The sequence below is a fragment of the Paraburkholderia sp. BL9I2N2 genome (assembly GCF_004339745.1).
Taxonomy (GTDB): domain Bacteria; phylum Pseudomonadota; class Gammaproteobacteria; order Burkholderiales; family Burkholderiaceae; genus Paraburkholderia.
Genome location: NZ_SMGP01000004.1, coordinates 658,018 through 672,943 on the forward strand (window position 1 = coordinate 658,018; position 14,926 = coordinate 672,943).

The 14,926-nt window shown below is 63.6% G+C and carries 13 protein-coding genes and 1 pseudogene; 10 read left to right on the top strand and 4 right to left on the bottom strand.

Features of this window, described 5'->3' with window-relative positions; translation table 11 throughout:
- The first annotated feature begins 44 nt into the window (after positions 1–44).
- The 8 genes and pseudogenes from B0G74_RS39395 (at position 45) to B0G74_RS39430 (ending at position 8,785) form a co-directional block, all read left to right on the top strand.
- On the top strand, positions 45–278 hold the full coding sequence (locus B0G74_RS39395) for a hypothetical protein (protein WP_243658534.1): 234 nt from the start codon (positions 45–47) through the stop codon (positions 276–278).
- Positions 279–449: 171 nt separating this feature from the next.
- Positions 450–1,664 carry a DUF2252 domain-containing protein gene (locus tag B0G74_RS39400; protein ID WP_132383278.1) on the top strand — a complete coding sequence of 405 codons (1,215 nt, stop codon included), beginning with the start codon at positions 450–452 and terminating at the stop codon, positions 1,662–1,664.
- Positions 1,665–1,929: 265 nt separating this feature from the next.
- On the top strand, positions 1,930–3,342 hold the full coding sequence (locus B0G74_RS39405) for a GH1 family beta-glucosidase (protein ID WP_132382443.1): 1,413 nt from the start codon (positions 1,930–1,932) through the stop codon (positions 3,340–3,342).
- 61 nt (positions 3,343–3,403) lie between these two features.
- Entirely contained in the window at positions 3,404–4,642 is a 1,239-nt protein-coding gene (locus tag B0G74_RS39410) for an ABC transporter substrate-binding protein (RefSeq protein WP_132382445.1), read from the top strand.
- Positions 4,643–4,651: 9 nt separating this feature from the next.
- Positions 4,652–5,593 carry a sugar ABC transporter permease gene (locus B0G74_RS39415; protein WP_132382447.1) on the top strand — a complete coding sequence of 314 codons (942 nt, stop codon included), beginning with the start codon at positions 4,652–4,654 and terminating at the stop codon, positions 5,591–5,593.
- Positions 5,593–6,510, top strand: a complete 918-nt coding sequence (locus B0G74_RS39420; RefSeq protein WP_132382449.1) for a carbohydrate ABC transporter permease — start codon at positions 5,593–5,595, stop codon at positions 6,508–6,510. The genes B0G74_RS39415 and B0G74_RS39420 overlap by 1 nt, the downstream gene beginning before the upstream one ends.
- Before the next feature lie 22 nt (positions 6,511–6,532).
- Positions 6,533–7,678, top strand: a complete 1,146-nt coding sequence (locus B0G74_RS39425) for an ABC transporter ATP-binding protein (protein ID WP_243658535.1) — start codon at positions 6,533–6,535, stop codon at positions 7,676–7,678.
- A gap of 50 nt (positions 7,679–7,728) precedes the next feature.
- Positions 7,729–8,785: pseudogene (locus B0G74_RS39430) on the top strand (substrate-binding domain-containing protein).
- Positions 8,786–8,827: 42 nt separating this feature from the next.
- Here B0G74_RS39430 and B0G74_RS39435 read toward each other — a convergent pair.
- On the bottom strand, positions 8,828–9,685 hold the full coding sequence (locus B0G74_RS39435; protein WP_132382451.1) for a PA4780 family RIO1-like protein kinase: 858 nt from the start codon (positions 9,683–9,685) through the stop codon (positions 8,828–8,830).
- Between the two features lie 706 nt (positions 9,686–10,391).
- On the opposite strand from B0G74_RS39435, the gene B0G74_RS39440 reads away from it, so the two are divergent.
- Positions 10,392–12,104: a SulP family inorganic anion transporter gene (locus tag B0G74_RS39440; protein WP_132382452.1), complete on the top strand. Its 1,713-nt coding sequence runs from the start codon at positions 10,392–10,394 to the stop codon at positions 12,102–12,104.
- Positions 12,105–12,148: 44 nt separating this feature from the next.
- Here the strand turns inward: B0G74_RS39440 and B0G74_RS39445 are convergent, their stop codons facing one another.
- From B0G74_RS39445 to B0G74_RS39455, 3 genes are all read right to left on the bottom strand, one after another.
- The gene (locus tag B0G74_RS39445) at positions 12,149–12,496 is read right to left on the bottom strand and encodes a hypothetical protein (RefSeq protein WP_132382454.1); all 348 of its coding nucleotides are present in this window, start codon (positions 12,494–12,496) and stop codon (positions 12,149–12,151) included.
- 69 nt (positions 12,497–12,565) lie between these two features.
- The gene (locus B0G74_RS39450; RefSeq protein ID WP_132382456.1) at positions 12,566–13,204 is read right to left on the bottom strand and encodes a LysE family translocator; all 639 of its coding nucleotides are present in this window, start codon (positions 13,202–13,204) and stop codon (positions 12,566–12,568) included.
- Positions 13,205–13,372: 168 nt separating this feature from the next.
- Positions 13,373–14,257, bottom strand: coding sequence for a LysR family transcriptional regulator (locus B0G74_RS39455; protein ID WP_132382458.1), 885 nt, complete (start codon positions 14,255–14,257; stop codon positions 13,373–13,375).
- A 153-nt stretch (positions 14,258–14,410) separates the two neighbouring features.
- On the opposite strand from B0G74_RS39455, the gene B0G74_RS39460 reads away from it, so the two are divergent.
- Positions 14,411–14,845 carry a VOC family protein gene (locus B0G74_RS39460; RefSeq protein ID WP_132382460.1) on the top strand — a complete coding sequence of 145 codons (435 nt, stop codon included), beginning with the start codon at positions 14,411–14,413 and terminating at the stop codon, positions 14,843–14,845.
- Positions 14,846–14,926: the final 81 nt, after the last annotated feature.

Genomic DNA, 14,926 nt, shown 5'->3' on the forward strand with positions numbered 1-14,926 from the left:
TGCCCGTGTGGTGAGCAACACCTGCACCGAGAAAAACGCTAACCATGCAAACTAGTCTCGATCACCCGCCGCTCGTTTTCATCGTGTCCTTCGCGTTGCTGTGGCTGCCGGCGCGGATCGGCGCGGCGCTTCCGCGGCGTTTCAGAAAAATCGAGGACGACGCGATGTGGTCTACTGTGAAGCAGTCGGCCGCCGCGCAGCCCACGCCGATGGTCGCGCTCGCCGTCGCGGGAATGAACGGTGTGCTCGACACGCAGGGCAATATGCAAGCCACGTGATGGAACCGCATTCCTTATGCGGCGTGGGCGCTCATGATCGCCGACATGGACAGTGCGCGCGGTGGCGTGATTCGCGTGAAGCCGCTCGATCTGCATGCGCTTGCGGAGTCCATGCGCCCGCATTGAACGATGGTCGAGGCTCGCGCTGAGCCTCACATGCAAAGGAAACTCATGCTCGATATCGCCAGGACGATCGCCAGTTTCAACGCCGGTCGAGATCCCGAACGGCTCGCGATGAAATACAAGGCCATGCGCACTTCACCGTTCGTGTTTTTGCGCGGCACATGTCACCTGTTTTACGAACGCCTGCCGCGCGACAAGGTGTTCGACGACGCGCCGCCGGTGTGGATCTGCGGCGACATGCATCTGGAAAATTTCGGCAGCTACAAGGCCGATAATCGCCTCGTCTACTTCGATAACAACGACTTCGACGAGGCCTGTCTCGCGCCGAATCTCTACGAACTGGTGCGGCTGTTGACGAGCGTGCTGGTCGGCGCGAGCGATCTCAAGCTGAGCCGCGCGCAGGCGCTGGCGCTGTGCCACACCGCGCTGGAAGCGTATGGCGCGGCGCTCGCGTACGGCAAGTCGCGCTGGATCGAAGGGGAAACCGCGACCGGCATGGTGCGCGATCTGTTCGTCGCGCTCGCGAGCCGCACGCGGGTTGCGCATCTGGACCGGCGCACCACGCTCAAAGGCAAAACCCGCACGCTGAAAGTGGACGGCAAGAAAGCGCTGGCGGTCAGCGACACGCAACGTGCCGCCGTCACGCAGTTCATGCAGAAGTTCGCCGCGGGCGAGCCCAATCCCGACTTCTTTCGCATTCTCGACGTGGCGCGGCGGATTGCCGGCACCGGGAGCCTTGGCGTGGATCGTTACGTGATCCTCGTCGAAGGAAAAGGCTCGCCGGACGGCAACTATCTGATCGATCTGAAAGAGGCGCTGCCTTCTTCCGTGACGCCGCACTTGAGTACGCCGCAGCCGGCGTGGCAGACGGAAGCGCAGCGCGTCGTCGAAATTCAGCGGCGCAATCAGGCGGTCTCGCAGGCGTTCCTGCATGCGGTCGAATTCAATCAGCGCTCGTATGTGCTGCGCAGCCTGCAGCCTTCCGAAGATCGCGTGGCCTTGAGCGACTGGGACGGCAAGCTGCCGCGTCTCGAAGAGGTGGTCAACAGCATGGCCGAGTTGAGCGCATGGGCGCATCTGCGCAGCGGCGGCCGGCAGAAGTCGTCGATTGCAGACGAGTTGATTGCGTTCGGCAATCGTAAAGACTGGCAGTTGCCGTTGGTCAATATCGCGACGCAATGCGAGGCCCAGGTCGCGGCGGATTGGAAAACGTACTGTGAAGCCTACGACAGCGGCGTGTTCGACCTGACACCGAAACCTTGAGATTGCGTCGCGCTGGCGGCGTATGACATCGTGACCGCCGCGCTTACAACGTCTTCGATTCGCCGCCGGCAGAGGCTCTCGGGATGCCCAGTGCATCGCGGTGCCGCGCCTGCCGGTACGTCTCCAGACAAACCCTGATTGCTGCGTCGAATCCGCCGCTGCTATCGTTCGCAGGTCATGTGGAAGCGCTTCCACTCAGTTTCGGACGCAGGTACGCCGGAGCTTCCACCGTACCCGGTTCAACGACCTCAGCGCAGGAGAATCCGTGGCAAACGACACATCCGCTGTATCCGACGCTCTCTCCCCCCATTCCCAGTCAGTCGCCGACCCTTTCACCCCGCCCGCGGATTCGTCGCTGTGGCGCAAGAACTTTCTGCTCGGCGCGGCCACCGCTTCGTATCAGATCGAAGGCGCGGTGAACGAAGACGGCCGCCTGCCGTCCATCTGGGACACCTTCTCGGCGACGCCCGGCAAAGTGCTGGCCGGCGACACCGGCGAGGTGGCCTGCGATCACTATCATCGCTGGGAAGCGGACGTTGACCTGCTGGCCGGACTCGGCTTCGAAGGCTACCGGCTTTCGATTGCGTGGCCGCGCGTGATGGATGCGGCCGGCGCGCCGAACCGCACAGGCATCGACTTCTACAAGCGTCTGCTGGCGCGGCTGAAAGAGAAGGGCATCACGACCTCCGTGACGCTGTATCACTGGGACTTGCCGCAGCATCTGGAAGATCACGGCGGCTGGCTCAATCGCGATACCGCGTACCGTTTCGCCGATTACGCCGACCTGATGAGCCGCGAACTGGCCGGCAGCGTCGATGCGTGGGCGACGCTCAACGAGCCGTGGTGCTCGGCGTTTCTGGGCTACGGCAACGGCCACCACGCGCCCGGGCTCGCCGACACGCGCTACGCCACCCAGGCCATGCATCATCTGCTGCTGGCGCACGGCCTCGCGGTGCCGGTGTTGCGCGCCAACGATCCGGCTTCGCAAAAAGGAATCGTCGCCAACATCGGACGCGGCACGGCCAATAGCGGGAGCGCCGCCGACCAGCGCGCAGCGCATCTGTTCGAAGTGCAGCACAACGCGTGGATTCTCGATCCGCTTCTGAAGGGCAGCTACCCGCGGGATCTGTTCGAATTGTGGCCGGGCACCGAGCCGCTGGTGCTCGACGGCGACATGCAGACCATTGCCGCGCCGCTGGACTTCCTCGGCATCAACTATTATTTCCGCACGAATGTCGCGAGCGATGGCGCGCACGGTTTCAGGGACGTGCCGCTCGAAGGCGTGGAGCGCACGCAGATGGGCTGGGAAGTGTATCCGGACGGCCTGCGTGATCTGTTGACGGGATTCAAGGCCACGTATGCGAATCTGCCGCCGATCTACATCACCGAAAACGGCATGGCGTCGGACGACAAGGTGATCGACGGCCATGTGGAGGACAGCCAGCGCATCTCGTTCCTCAAGCGCCATCTCGCCGCGGTCGACCAGGCGATCAAGGCCGGCGTGGAGATTCGCGGCTATTTCCTCTGGTCGCTGATGGACAACTTCGAGTGGGCCTTCGGGTACGAGCGTCGCTTCGGTGTCGTACATGTCGATTACGCTACCCAGAAGCGTACGATCAAACGCAGCGCGGAGCTGGTGTCGAAGTTTCTGAAGGAGCGCAAAGCACGCAGTGAATAGCAGGCGGGAGCTGGTTGGTATGTCGACTTGAAACACGGGCGCCAAGCCTGGAGGAGACGGAATGAACAGCAAAAAAATGGTCTTGCGAGGCGTGGTTGCGGCACTGGCGTTGTATGGCGTCGTCGCGCAGGCGGAGCCTTTGAAGGCCAACGTGATTCACTGGTGGACCTCGGGCGGCGAGTCGGCCGCGATTCGCCAGTTTGCCGATGCGTATAACAAGGCCGGCGGCCAGTGGGTCGACAATGCGGTGGCGGGCGCCGATCAGGCGCGCTCCACGGCGATCAACCGGATCGTCGGCGGCGATCCACCCACTGCCGCGCAGTTCAATACGTCCAAGCAGTTTCACGACCTGATCGATCAGGGCCTGCTGAACAACGTCGACGACGTCGCCGCGAAAGAGAACTGGAACGGCGTGTTCCCGCAGTCGATTCTCGACAGCATCAAGGTGAAGGGGCATTACTACGCCGCGCCCGTGGATATCCATATGCCGGCCTGGTTCTTCTACTCGAAGCCGGTGTTCCAGAAAGCCGGCATTGCCGGAGAGCCGAAAAGCTATGACGAGTTCATCGCCGATCTCGGCAAGCTGAAAGCCGCGGGCGTGATTCCGCTCGCGCTCGGCGGCCAGCCCTGGCAGGAGAAAATCACCTTCGACGCGGTGCTGGCGGATGTGGGCGGTCCCGATCTCTATATGAAGGTGTACCGCGACCGCGACATGAGCGCCGTGAAGTCGGACGCCTTCAAGAAAGTGCTGGCGTCGTTCAAGCGCCTGCACGATTTCGTCGATGCCGGCTCGCCCGGCCGCAACTGGAACGACGCCACGGCGCTCGTGATTTCCGGCAAGGCGGGCGTGCAGATCATGGGCGACTGGGCCAAGGGCGAATTCTCCGCGGCCAATCAGGTCGCCGGCAAGGACTTCGGCTGCTTCCCCGGTTTCGGTCCGCATTCGCCGTATTTGGTCGCGGGCGACGTGTTCGTGTTCCCGAAAACGGACAATCCCACCACGATCAAGGCGCAGAATCTGCTTGCCACGGTGATGACCTCGCCGGCCGCGCAAGTCGCATTCAGCGCGAAGAAAGGCTCGATTCCGATTCGTCCCGACGTGGACGGCAGCAGTCTCGACATCTGCGCGAAGGAGGGCATTGCGATCATGAAGGACAAGTCGCGTCAGTTGCCGAATCCGGAAATGCTGCTCTCGCCTGACACGCAGGGCGCGTTGATCGACGTCATCACCAACTTCTGGAACAAGAACCAGTCGGTCGACGACGCGCAGAAAGCGTTCGCCAGTGCGCTGAAGAGCTAGGTGGGCAGCATGCACGCGCTCAAGCTGCCGGCCGCGGGGTCGAAGACACGTCAAGCGCGGCTGAAGAAGCCGCTCAAAAAGCGTTTTCCGTTCGCGGCGTGGCTGGCGCTGCTGCCGATGGTCCTGACCGTCGTGTTCGCCTATCTCGGCACGATGATCTGGACCGCGCGCGTGTCGCTCAGCAATTCGCGCACGTTTCCTTCCGGCGACTTCGCGGGCTTCACGCAATACGTGCGGCTCTTCCATAACGATCGCTGGCTGCTGTCGCTGCAAAACATCGTGATCTACGGCGCGTGCTTTATCGTGGCGTGCATGGTGATCGGTTTGCTGCTGGCGATCTTCATCGATCAGCGCGTGGTTGCCGAAGGCGCATTGCGCACGGTGTTTCTCTATCCGTACGCGATGTCGTTCGTGGCCACGGGACTCGTCTGGCAGTGGATCCTGAACCCGCAACTGGGCGCGCAGGCCGTGCTGCACAAGCTCGGTTTCGCGCACGCGCGCTTCGACTGGATCGTCGATCAGGACTGGGTGATCTATACCATCGTCATCGCGACGGTGTGGCAGGCCTCGGGTCTGGTGATGGCGTTATTGCTCGCGGGTTTGCGCGGCATCGACGACGAGTTGTGGAAGGCCGCGCGCATCGACGGCATTCCGCGCTGGCGTGTCTATGCCAGCATCGTCGTGCCGATGCTCGGGCCGTCGATCTCCACCGCTTTCGTGCTGCTGTTCGTGATGGTCGTGAAGCTCTACGACGCCGTGGTCGCGATGACGCAAGGCGGCCCCGGCACGGCGAGCGAAGTGCCGGCGAAGTTCATCATGGACTATCTGTTCGGCCGCGCCAACATCGGGCTCGCGTCGGCGGCGTCGATCGTGTTGCTGGCCACCGTGCTGGCGATTCTCGCGCCGTTCTTCTACGCCCGCAGCCGCGCGGCCTTGCGTAAGGAGGTGTGATGAACACGCTCAGTCCGCCGCTGAAAGGCGGCACGCCGGGCCGCGCGCGGCCGCGTCGCCGCCGCACTGCATTCACACCGGCGCGCCTCGGCGTCTATGCATTTTTGCTGACGGCCGCGCTGTTCTTTCTGCTGCCGCTCTACGTGATGCTCGTCACCTCGGTCAAGCCGATGAGCGAGATCCGCCTCGGCAATCTGCTGGCGTTCCCCGCGCATTTCACGCTCAGCGCGTGGAGCGCCGCGTGGCAGTCCGCGTGCACCGGACTCGATTGCAACGGCATTCAGGTCGGCTTCTGGAACTCGGTGCGCATCGTCGTGCCGAGCACGATTCTGTCGATCGCGATCGGCGCGGTGAACGGCTATGCGCTGTCGTTCTGGCGACCGCGCGGCGCCGGCCTGCTGTTCGGCGTGCTGCTGATGGGCGCGTTCATTCCCGTCCAGGTGATGGTCTATCCGCTCGTGCGCGTGCTGGCGAGCGTGCATCTGTTCAGTTCGCTGCCGGGTATCGTGGTGATTCACACCATCTTCGGCATGCCGGTGATGACGCTGCTGTTTCGCAACTACTACGTGTCGATTCCGCAGGAGCTGTTCAAGGCGGCGCGCATCGACGGCGGCGGCTTCTGGCGCATCTTCGTGCAACTGATGCTGCCCATGTCCACGCCGATCATCGTGGTGGCGATCATCATGCAGGTGACGGGCATCTGGAACGACTTCATTCTCGGTCTCGTGTTCGCCGGCACCAAAAACCTGCCGATGACGGTGCAACTGAACAACATCATCAATACGACGACCGGCGAGCGCCTCTATAACGTCAATATGGCGGCGACCATTCTGACCTCCATGGTGCCGCTCGCGGTGTACTTCGTTTCGGGCCGCTGGTTCGTGCGCGGCATTGCATCCGGCGCCGTCAAGGGATAGGGCGATGACAAACGTGGCTAATATGGCAAACGCCGTGGACATGGCGGGCGTGGCCGGCAGTTCCGATGCGGCGGACGTGGCGGGTCTCACGAATCCGGCCAACGTCGCCGTGCGCAATCTGACCATTCGGCTGGGCGCGAACACGGTGATCGAGAACCTCGATCTCGACGTGCGAGCCGGCGAATTCGTCGTGCTGCTCGGCCCGTCCGGCTGCGGCAAATCCACCTTGCTGCACAGTATTGCCGGATTGATCGACGTGACCGACGGCGCCATCGAAATTGCCGGCGAGGACATGACCTGGGCCGATCCGAAGGACCGGCGCATCGCGCTGGTGTTCCAGTCGTACGCGCTCTATCCGACCATGAGCGTGGAGCGCAACCTGTCGTTTGCCTTGCGCATCAACGGCACGCCGAAAGCGGAGATCGCGCGGCGCGTGGCGCGCGCCTCCGAGATGTTGCAACTCGGGCCGCTGCTCAAGCGCAAACCGGCGCAGCTTTCAGGCGGCCAACGGCAGCGGGTGGCGATCGGCCGGGCAATCGTGCGCGAAGCCGACGTGTTCCTGTTCGACGAGCCGCTTTCGAATCTCGACGCCAAACTGCGCACCGAACTGCGCCGCGAACTCAAGCAACTGCACCAGCGTTTGGGCGCGACGATGATCTACGTCACGCACGATCAGGTCGAGGCGATGACGCTCGCCACGCGCATGGCGGTGATGCGCGGCGGCGTGATCCAGCAGTTCGGCACGCCCGCCGAAGTCTACGCGCGCCCCGACAACCTGTTCGTCGCGACGTTTCTGGGCACGCCCGCGATGAACCTGCTCAAGGGCACGCTCGAAACACGCGAGGGCAGGGTCCACTTCAGCACCGGCCATTGGCGCCTCGACGTGTCGGCGTACCCGTTCAAGAACACGCCGGCCAACGGGTTGCCGTGCGTGCTCGGCGTGCGGGCCGAAGACGTGCGCCTGGCCGAGGGCGCGAGCGAACACGCAAAAGTTTCGCTGGTGGAGCCGATGGGCAACCACCGCGTCATCTGGCTCGACTATCATGGAGTGCAGGTCGCATCGATCGACCAGACGAAGACGCCGTTGGCGATAGGGGACACCGCGGCGTTCTCGTTCGACAGTACCCATGTCTCTCTGTTCGACGAAGCGGGCGGCGCGCGCTTGTAGCGCCGGCACGCGGCGTCACTGAAAATACAACATGCTTGACGGAGATCCGCGTGGCAACACTCAAAGATGTCGCGGCACTGGCCGGCGTGGGCATGTCGACCGCCTCGCGTGCCATTTCCGGTAAAGGACCCATCTCAGCCGATGCCGCCGCCCGTGTGAAGGCGGCCATCGAACAGTTTGAACTTTCGTCCGTCTTCCATCGGCCGGGCCATGGCAACGCAGTCGCTCGGCATGGTCGGCATTTTCGTGCCGACTTTCTTCGGCTCCTATTACGGCACGATTCTCAAGCAGACGGATACCGAACTGCGCGCGGTGCGCCGTCACGTGGTGGTGGCGACGGGCTGCGGAGAAGTGTCGCCGCGCGAGCAGGCCATCGAGGCGGTGCGCTTTCTGATCGGCCGCGATTGCGACGGCGTGGTGGTGATCAGCCACGATCTGCACGACGAGGATCTGATCATGCTGCACCGCATGCACCCGAAAATGGTGTTTCTGAACCGCGCGTTCGATCAGTTGCCGGAAGCGTCGTTTTGCGCCGACCATCATCGTGGCGGCGAATTGGCGGCGCGCACGCTGCTCGATCACGGGCACCGCGACATCGCGGTGATTTCCGGGCCGTTCAGCGCCTCGGACAACCAGACGCGTCTGGAAGGCTTCTTTGCCGAACTGGCGCGCGAGGGCATTGCGCGCGACGACGTCACGCTGATCGAATCGGACTTCTCACCGGAAGGCGGCTACGCCGCCGCGCAAAAGCTGCTCGACGCGAAGCGTCCCTTCACCGGCGTGTTCTGCGCGAACGATACGATGGCCGTGAGCGCGTTGGCGCGTTTTCACCAGGCGGGCATTGCCATTCCCGACGAGGTCTCGGTGATCGGCTATGACGACGATTACTCGGCCGCTTATGCCGCGCCGGGACTCACGTCGGTGCATATTCCGACTGCGGAACTGACGCAGAACGCCGTGCGCTGGCTGCTCAATCAGTGCTACCGGACCACGTGGGAGATTTTCCGTGAGTTTCCAGTGAGCGTGACGATGCGTGAGTCGGTGGGGCCGGCGCCGGGTGTGACGGCGGCCGCGATCGAGGCGGCGCGTTTGAGCCGCACGACGTAGCGGCGTCTCGCGAGGCGGCGAAGTGCCGCCCGCGGCTAACGCTCAGGTGCCGCTGCGCAGCGACTGCTCGTAGCGCAGGCGCGCTTCTTCGTCGAGCCGTGTATCTTCCAGTTCCTGGAGCACGGCTTCGAGATCGATCGGCGTGGTGTCCAGTTCGACGCGGCCGGTCAACGCGGCGTCGACATGCAGCGCGCCCGCTTCGTAGAGCGACCAGATTTCCTTGCCGTAGGTGGTGTCCAGCAACGCGGGCGCGAAGCGGCCGAAATACGTGGCGAGGTTGTTGACGTCGCGCTCGAGCATGGCGGGCGCTTCGAGATTGCCGGCGGCGTCCACCGCTTGCGGCAGGTCGATGATGACCGGGCCGTCGGCGGCAAGCAGGATGTTGTACTCGGACAGGTCGCCGTGAATCATGCCGGCGCACAGCATGCGCACCACCTGGTTCACCAGCAGCGCATGCAAGTCGAGCGCGCGTTCTTCCGTCAGCTCGACGTCGTTCAGACGCGGCGCGACATTGCCGTCGGCGTCGGTCACCAACTCCATCAGCAAGACGCCGTCGGTGCAGATGAACGGCTGCGGCACGCGGACGCCCGCGTTGGCGAGCTGGAACAGCGCGTCGACTTCGGCGTTCTGCCAGGCCTGTTCCTGCACTTCGCGGCCATAGCGGCTGCCTTTTTCCATCGCGCGCTGCTGGCGGCTGTTCTTGACCTTGCGGCCTTCGCGGTAGGACGCGGCCTGGCGGAAGCTGCGCTGCTTGGCGTCTTTGTAGACTTTCGCGCAGCGCGTGGCGTCGCCGCTGCGCACCACGTAGACGGTGGCTTCCTTGCCGCTCATCAACTGGCAGATGACTTCGTCGATCAGGCCTTCTTCGACCAGCGGGAGCAGACGTTTCGGAGTTTTCATGCGACCGCCGAAGGGCGGTGGGCGGCGCGGCGGCGACAAGCGGCCGGTTGCGAGGGCAGATGATGCGGGATTCGGGTCATGCCGGATTATACGGGGAGACCGCGCGGAGCATGGAAAAGAGCCATGACCGGGTCGCGAGTCGATCGCTTCTTGCCTGATGATTCCAATGCGCGCGCAAACCGCTAGAAGCGTTCGTCTAATTGCCGGACGGTGAAAAGGAAAGCCGACTTTTCGATCGCGACGGGTGAATGAGCTCGCAACCGTTTGCGTATCGCACGCGCCCTCGAACATACGCTTCGCTACCGTTTGCGCCGCATTTTCTGCTGATATCCCGATGCGGACGATCGTGGGCTCACGCGAGATTGTTGTAGCTGCCGACACACTGATTTGCTGTTTTCCAGCATTCAATTCGCATGGTGATCGCTTAAACTTGGCGGTAACAATATGTTACGGGGTGCGAGATGTTGGCCGTCTTCTTCATTGCCTGCCCGATCTGCATCGCCGCGTTGGTTGGTTTCGCGCGGCACGTGGATCCGGTGACGGGGCAATTCAAGCGTTGAATCCGTAAGTGGGTGATTTTCCGCAGCGCCATTGGGGCGCGTGATGCGGTGTTCTCTTTTCTTGAGCCGATCTCGCTACAAGTCTTGCCTTTGAGTGCCGAGTCGCGGCACGATGCGCGATAACCTGGATTAGGGCAGTATCGCGTATGCGAGAATTTCTGGCGAATATCACGGCGCGCGCCAGCGTGCTGAAGGGCGTTCTTCCCCTGAACCGCGCCGCGGCGGCGCACGATGCGCTGGCCGGTGTGCAGCTTGCGTCGATGGATATTCCGCAAGTGCTGGGCTACGCGCGCATTGCGGGCATGCCGGCCGTCACCGGTCTGTATACGGTCTTTCTGCCGCTGATCGCGTTTGCGTTTTTCGGCGCTTCGCGGCACCTCGTCGTGGCCGCCGACTCCGCAACCGCCACGATTTTCGCAAGCCGGCTCTCCACCATGGCGCCGGCGGCGAGCGCTGAATATGCCGCGCTCGCCGCGATGGTCGCCTTGCTTACCGCTGCCTTGCTGTTCATCGCGCGGATTTTCAAGCTGGGCTTTCTCGCCGACTTTCTGTCGCGTACCGTGCTGGTCGGCTTTCTCGCCGGCGTCGGCGTGCAGGTCGGCATTGCGATGCTCGGCGACATGTTCGGCTTGCCCGGGCACGCCGCGCGCAGCGTCGATCAGCTCGTGCTGGTGGTGCGCGAAGCCACCCAGGTCAATCGGCCGACGCTCGCCATTTCGCTGCTGGTGGTCGTCGCCATTCTGACGTTCAAGCGCTTCCTGCCACGCGTGCCGGTGCCGTTGATCGCGGTCGTGGCGGGTATCGCCGCGAGCGATCTATATCATTTCCCGGCCCACGGTATCGCTGTGCTCGGCCCGGTGGCGGGCGGCTTGCCACCGCTGCGCATCCCGTCGGTGACATGGCAGCAGATGCTCGATTTGTTGCCCGTGGCGGCGTCCTGCTTCGTGATGATCGTCGCGCAAAGCGCCGCCGCGAGCCGCGTGTTCGCCGAGCGTCATCACGAGGCGGTGGATACCAACGCCGACTTGCTGGGCATCGCCGCGGCCAACACGGCGGCGGCGTTCTCGGGCGCCTTCGTGGTGAACGGCAGCCCGACGCAAACCGCCATGGCCGATCTTGCGGGCACGCGCAGCCAGTTCGCGCAGCTCGTGTTCGCGGCGGTGGTGGTCGTGGTGCTGCTGTTTTTCAGCCGCTTTCTACAGTATCTGCCGCACTGCATTCTTGCCAGCATCGTGTTCACGATCGCCATCGGCCTGATCAATCTGAAGACCTTGTTTGCGATTCGCCGCGAGAGTCCCGGCGAATTCGCGCTGGCCGTGTTCACCGCGGCGGCGGTGGTGCTGATCGGCGTCGAGCACGGCATTCTGGTGGCGGTGGCGCTCTCGCTGCTGCGGCACGTGCGCCACAGCTACCGTCCGCATACGATGATTCTCGCCCCCGGCGACGACGGCGTGTGGGTGCCGGTGCCCGCCGTGCCCGGCATCCAGACCGCGCCGGGCCTGATCGTCTACCGCTTCGGCGCCGACCTGTTTTATGCGAACGACCACTTTTTCGTCGACGATGCGCGCCGCCTGATCGACGCAGCCCCCGGCAAGGTGCACTGCTTCGTGATCGACGCGAGCGCGATCACCGACCTCGACTATTCGGCCTCGCGTTCGATCGGCGAGTTGATCCAGACGTTGAAAAGCGTTGGCATCAAGGTGCTCTTCGCGCGCGTGAACCGCTATTTGCGCTCGGACATGGACCGGCACGGCATCACGCCGATCGTCGAGGAAACTTGCATTTTCAACACTTTGCACGAAGCGCTGCGCACGGCCGGCGTGGAGAAGCCCGACCGGCATGTGAAAGAGGCGACGTAAGCGCTGGTTTGCGCGAGGGTGGCGCGTGGCTGTTGGCGTTGCGCTTATTCGTTTGCGAAGAAATAGCCGATGAAGAAGCACACGCCCGCGATGACCGCACCGAGCACGGCCACCGTATAAGCGAGCGCCGTGCCGTGCCACAGTCCGTCGAACCACTGATGAAGCTGCGCCATCAGCACCGCCGCATTGCCGCCGATACGCTGCAATTCGATCTGATAGCGCGGATCGGCGATGCTGTACATGGAGACGGCGCTGTCTGGCGGCGGCGTGGTCGCATAGATGATCACGGCCAGAATCACACCGGTCACCAGCGCCGCGATGCCCGCCAGATAGAGCCGCTTCTGCCACGGCGAGCGTTGCGCTGCCGGGTTCACTTCGTTGCCGCCGCTCATCGTGTTCGTCTATCCGCTTCAATCGTCACGGCGACAGTATCGCAGAGCGGCGGGCGTTTCCAGGCGCGCTCAGGTTTTCGAAGTCAGCAGCTTGATGCCGGCAATGCCGAACATGATCGCGAGCGACCCGTCGAGCCAGCGGCGGATCGCCGAGTAGATGCGCCGTGCCGAAGCGGTCGAAAACAGCACCGCGTAGCTGCTGAACACCGATACGCCGATGCACATGCAGCCGAGCACCACCGGCGTGGTGTGCGAGGCGCCGCCGGCCGGCGACATGGCCAGCGAGACGATCGACAGCCAGACCAGAATCGCTTTCGGATTGGTGAGATGCAGCAGCAGGCCGCGCAGATAGAGGCGCTTGAGCGCTTCGTCCGCGCGCGCGGTGCCCGTGGGCAGCGCCTTGGGACGAAACGCGGAGCGTGCCGATTTGAAGCCGAGCCACAGCAGATACAGGCCGCCGGCGATCTTGATCGCCACCAGACATTCCGAATAAGTGGCGAGTACCGCCGACAAACCCAGCGACGCCAGCAGCGCCCAGAAGAACGAACCCGACACCACGCCGAGCGCGAAGGTCAACGCAGAGCGGCGGCCCGAGCTCATCGCCAGTGACATGATCGCGAGATTGCTCGGCCCCGGGCTCGCCGTACCGACGAAGTAGGCGCTGTAGGCGATCAAAACATCGGCGGTGAGGAAGGTGCTGGCGATCATGGGCTGGACCTCGGCGGCGGGCAAGGTGTGCGGCTCGGTGCGCACAGGGGTAAAGGCGCGAACGTCACGAAGCGTCGCGCGAACGGGGATTTTGCGCTCGGCAGGCCGAATCTCACAGATACAGTTGACTGTTCCGGCAACAGCACAATCACGCAGGCGCCTGCCGGCTCACGCACCCGCCGCCGCGCCGACGCAGTCGGCGAGCGCACCCGCCACCGCCTGCCGGCTATGCCGCGGGCGCTGCACGAGGCCGATCTCCCGCTGAAACGTCGCCTCGCCGAGTTCGAGCGCGACGACCCCGGCTGGCCACTTGCCGAGTCCCGCGCTATTCGGAAGCAGCGCCACGCCGATGCCGCGCGCGACCAGTTGCACGATCCCCTGCAATTCGTCCAGTTCGATCACGTCGTGCACGTTCAGCCGCGAGCGCCGCAGAAACCGGTCGACCAGCCTGCCGCCGAACGAGGTGCGGTCGTAGCGGATAAACGGCTCGCTGCGCAGCAGTTCGCGCCAGGACCGTGCCTCGCCCTTGCCGCGCGCAAGCGCCTTGGGCACGAGCAGCACGAACGGCTCGGTGACGAGCGTGCGCCATTCGAGTTCGGACGGCAGCGCGAACGGTGGTTTGATGACGACGGCCAGGTCCAGTTCGCCGGAATCCACTTGCCCCAGCAAGCCCAGCGACACGCCGGGCACGACGCGAATGCGCCAGCCGGGACGGTCGTCGCGAAAGCGCGCGAGCGCGTCGGCGAGAAACGACACTTGCGCGGACGCGATGGCACCCACCCGCAGCATGCCGCTTTCCGCCGCGACCGCGCCACGTTCGGAGAGCCGCGCGTAGAGCGTCATCATTTCCTCGGCGAGCGCGAGCGTTTCGCGGCCGGCGTCGTTGAGCGTGGCGGAGCGGCCGGTGCGGTCGAACAGCGCGAAGCCGAGTTCCTCTTCAAGCCGCTGCATCTGCGCGCTCACGGCGGATTGCGTCAAACCGATGCGCGCGCCCGCGCCGGAAAACGTGCCGTACTGGCTCACAGCGATAAAAGTCTTGAGTTCGCTCAGCATGATCGATTGATCGATTGATCGATTTTGGTGATGGTGAGATCAAATATATATCGTTTTTCACCATTTTTAATCATGGTTAAACTTTGCCTCACGCGTGTGGCCTTCAAGGCGCATGCATGTTCAACCCAATTCCAATCAGCGAGTTTCCCCATCATGAGCGTTGCCGCTACCGCCTTGCCGCCGTTCCATCTGGCGTTCCCTGTTCATAGTCTTGCCGCCGCGCGCGAGTTTTACGGCGAACTGCTAGGCTGTCCGGAAGGACGCAGCTCGGACGCGTGGGTCGATTTCAATTTTTACGGTCATCAGATCGTCGCGCACCTCGCGCCCGAGGAAATTGGCCACCGCCACACCAGCAAGGTCGACGGCGACGCCGTGCCGGTCCGTCACTTCGGCGCGGTGCTCTCGATGGCGCAATGGCAGGCCGCCGCGGACAAGCTGCAGGCGGCCGGCATTGATTTCATCATCGAGCCGCACGTGCGCTTCAAGGGCGAAGTGGGCGAGCAGGCGACCATGTTCTTCCTCGACCCGTCGGGCAATGCGCTGGAATTCAAGGCGTTTGCGGATATGTCGGCGTTGTTTGCGAAGTAACGCTGGCAGCGACATGGCAAATCGGCCGTGATCGACTAAGCTTTCAATATGCGTGAAGTATTTGCTTCGCGCAAATCAATC

What these genes read in the sequence shown, in the direction of transcription:
- B0G74_RS39435 (WP_132382451.1), bottom strand. Translation starts at nt 9,685, where the DNA reads ATGAAAACTCCGAAACGTCTGCTCCCGCTGGTCGAAGAAGGCCTGATC.
- B0G74_RS39460 (WP_132382460.1), top strand. Translation starts at nt 14,411, where the DNA reads ATGAGCGTTGCCGCTACCGCCTTGCCGCCGTTCCATCTGGCGTTCCCT.
- B0G74_RS39455 (WP_132382458.1), bottom strand. Translation starts at nt 14,257, where the DNA reads ATGCTGAGCGAACTCAAGACTTTTATCGCTGTGAGCCAGTACGGCACG.
- B0G74_RS39415 (WP_132382447.1), top strand. Translation starts at nt 4,652, where the DNA reads ATGCACGCGCTCAAGCTGCCGGCCGCGGGGTCGAAGACACGTCAAGCG.
- B0G74_RS39440 (WP_132382452.1), top strand. Translation starts at nt 10,392, where the DNA reads ATGCGAGAATTTCTGGCGAATATCACGGCGCGCGCCAGCGTGCTGAAG.
- B0G74_RS39420 (WP_132382449.1), top strand. Translation starts at nt 5,593, where the DNA reads ATGAACACGCTCAGTCCGCCGCTGAAAGGCGGCACGCCGGGCCGCGCG.
- B0G74_RS39410 (WP_132382445.1), top strand. Translation starts at nt 3,404, where the DNA reads ATGAACAGCAAAAAAATGGTCTTGCGAGGCGTGGTTGCGGCACTGGCG.
- B0G74_RS39395 (WP_243658534.1), top strand. Translation starts at nt 45, where the DNA reads ATGCAAACTAGTCTCGATCACCCGCCGCTCGTTTTCATCGTGTCCTTC.
- B0G74_RS39400 (WP_132383278.1), top strand. Translation starts at nt 450, where the DNA reads ATGCTCGATATCGCCAGGACGATCGCCAGTTTCAACGCCGGTCGAGAT.
- B0G74_RS39445 (WP_132382454.1), bottom strand. Translation starts at nt 12,496, where the DNA reads ATGAGCGGCGGCAACGAAGTGAACCCGGCAGCGCAACGCTCGCCGTGG.
- B0G74_RS39450 (WP_132382456.1), bottom strand. Translation starts at nt 13,204, where the DNA reads ATGATCGCCAGCACCTTCCTCACCGCCGATGTTTTGATCGCCTACAGC.
- B0G74_RS39425 (WP_243658535.1), top strand. Translation starts at nt 6,533, where the DNA reads ATGGCAAACGCCGTGGACATGGCGGGCGTGGCCGGCAGTTCCGATGCG.